The 2,550-nt window shown below is 59.0% G+C and carries 3 protein-coding genes; all 3 read right to left on the reverse strand.

What is annotated here, in order from left to right; genetic code table 11:
• Positions 1-519 (reverse strand): SDR family oxidoreductase (locus VEG30_13680; GenBank protein HXZ80975.1); only part of this gene is annotated, 519 nt, incomplete at its 3' end.
• Between the two features lie 61 nt (positions 520-580).
• Positions 581-1,954: an MFS transporter gene (locus VEG30_13685; GenBank protein HXZ80976.1), complete on the reverse strand. Its 1,374-nt coding sequence runs from the start codon at positions 1,952-1,954 to the stop codon at positions 581-583.
• A 32-nt stretch (positions 1,955-1,986) separates the two neighbouring features.
• On the reverse strand, positions 1,987-2,550 hold a 564-nt coding region (locus VEG30_13690), incomplete at its 5' end, for a 6-phosphogluconolactonase (GenBank protein ID HXZ80977.1).

Genomic DNA, 2,550 nt, shown 5'->3' on the forward strand with positions numbered 1-2,550 from the left:
CAACGATCTCGTCAGCGATGAAATGCCTGCTTTGCTGGCACAGTACGCTGATACCTCGTACAAAGCGAGGAATGCACCCATGGAAGCGATATTAATGATGCGGCCGTAGCCGCGCTCGATCATGTGACGCCCAAAAACCTGGCATGCTCGCAGGGTGCCGGTGAGGTTGGTATCGATGAGCCGATTCCAATCCGCCTCCGGAAAGTCGAGCGTGGGCGCCCGCTGGGTGAAGCCGACACAATTGACAAGAATATCTACTGTCCCAAACGCTTCCACCGTGGTTTGGAGCAGCTTTTCCAGAGAGCCCCGGACAGTAACGTCTGCGGTAGCGGCGAGGGACCGACGGCCCAGCGATTCGATTTCGTTCGCAACCGCCTTCACCCGATCGAGGCGCCGGGCACTGGGCACCACGTCAGCCCCCGCCTGGGCGAGGCCGCGGGCCAGGGTCTGGCCGATTCCGGAACTCCCGCCAATGACAACCGCCACCTTGCCGTTTAACTCCAAAGGACTGTAACCCATATCTCCTCGCCAACTAAGACACGCACACTACTCATCAAGCTCCCCACTTCTGGCCCAAGCTTCAAAGGCGTCGCACCCGGCCTGCCTCTGTGGCTTGCGTGTTGCGCACGAGCAGCAATACCAGAATCATCCCCAGGAACGGAAGCAATCCTGCCGCCACCACAATCGGATCAAAGACATGCGTAGCGGTTGCCTGCCGCATATCCGAAAAATAGCCTATGAGTTTGAACGCAACAATGGTCCCGACGCCCGCACCCGTGCCGCTCAACCCGCTGACGGATGCGACTGAATCCCCGTGGTAAAGGTCCGAGGGCAGCACGTTGGCGATGGTGCTGAATGAGGCATAGGAAAACGTAGCCATGGCGAACAGCAAGGTGATGAGGCGCAGGTTCGTGCTGAGGATTGTGGGGATGAGCAAAGTAACTCCGATTCCGCCGAACACCACCAGAGCCTTGCGCGCCACACCCAGCGGCCAGCCGCGCTTGATCAGGAATCCCGACATGCCGCCGCCGAAGAAGTTTCCCAGATCGGCGGCGATAAAAGGTATCCACACCGCTATCAGGCCGTTCCTTAGTTCAATTCCTTTCCCCACCAGGTAGATGGGGAACCAGTCGGTAATGAAGAACCACACCGGATCGGTGAACGTCTTGGCCACGATCGTCCCCCAGGTTTGCGGCAGTCTCAGCAGGTCGAGCCAGCGCATTGGCGCGGTGCTTGCGGGCTGGGCCTGCAGTTCGGATTTTTCCGCGAGAATCATCTCCCGTTCCGCCGGGCTGACGTGGGGATGCGCTTCCGGCGGATAGTAGAGCCGCCGCCAGACCATGAGCCAGAGAAATCCGAGCATACCCGGGATCATGAACGCGGGCCGCCATCCCCATCTGAAGTAGATGGGCAGGACGAGGAAAGGGGCGATGGCGCCACCGATCGAGGAACCACTGTCGAACAGTGCCGTAGCCAGTCCACGCTCCCGCATCGGAAACCACTCCGCTACCGCCTTAATCGCACCCGGCCAGTTCGCCGATTCCCCCGCGCCCAGCAGAAACCGGAATCCCATGAAGCTTCCTAACCCGCGCGCCAGAGACGTGGTGATCGACACAATCGAGTACCCGGCGACCGTGAGACTCAGGCCGCGCCGTGTGCCGATGCGATCCATCACCCTGCCAAACACGGTTTGCCCGGCTGAGTATGCGATTCGAAAGGCAATCACCAGATTGGCATAATCGCTGTTGCTCCAGCGGTACTGCGATTTCAAGTAGGGGGCAAGCAGGGACAGTGTTTGTCGGTCGATGTAGTTGATCACCGTCGACGCAAACAATAGTCCGCCAATCCACCATCGCAAAGCAGGAATAATGGTAGGAGACGACTTATGCGCGGTGCTTCCAGCATTTGCTCTTGGCAAGGCAGCCAGCTCGGGCTTAGCGGGTTTCTTGAACAACTTCGCTCACGGGAATTGCGGTGGTCCTCGCACTAACTGACCATCACTTGCGACTGGTTGAGCTGGTTCCGCAAAGCCGGACTTAGCAACGATGCGGAATTCTTATCCAGATACAGCGTTGCGTTTCGGTGCGTACGGAGGATGGACGCGGGTGCCATCGGGCTGATTTCGCCTTCGAAACACGCCCTCACCGCCTGTGCCTTACGAGCATCGGGCACAACCGCGAGGATTTCCTTGCTCTTCAGTATCTGCTGCACGGACATTGAAATCGCCTGCCTGGGCACGACCGAGACATCAGCGAACCAGGCCTCGCCAACCTGCTGTCGCCGGCACGCCTCATCGAGGTTCACGATAAGGTACGGTTCCTCCGTGCTGAAGTTTGCCGGAGGGTCGTTGAAAGCGATATGTCCATTCTCGCCAACCCCAAGAAAGGCCACGTCGACGGGTGCGGAGGCCAACTCCCGGCCAACCCGCATTAAAACCTCAGCCGGATCGGCAGCGTCCCCGTCCAGCAAGTGATATTTCTTGATTCCCGCCTTCCGCACCAATTGCTCCAGCAGCATCTTCCGAAAGCTACCCGGATGAGTGATCGGCAA

The sequence above is a fragment of the Terriglobales bacterium genome (assembly GCA_035624455.1).
Taxonomy (GTDB): Bacteria; Acidobacteriota; Terriglobia; order Terriglobales; family Acidobacteriaceae; genus DASPRM01.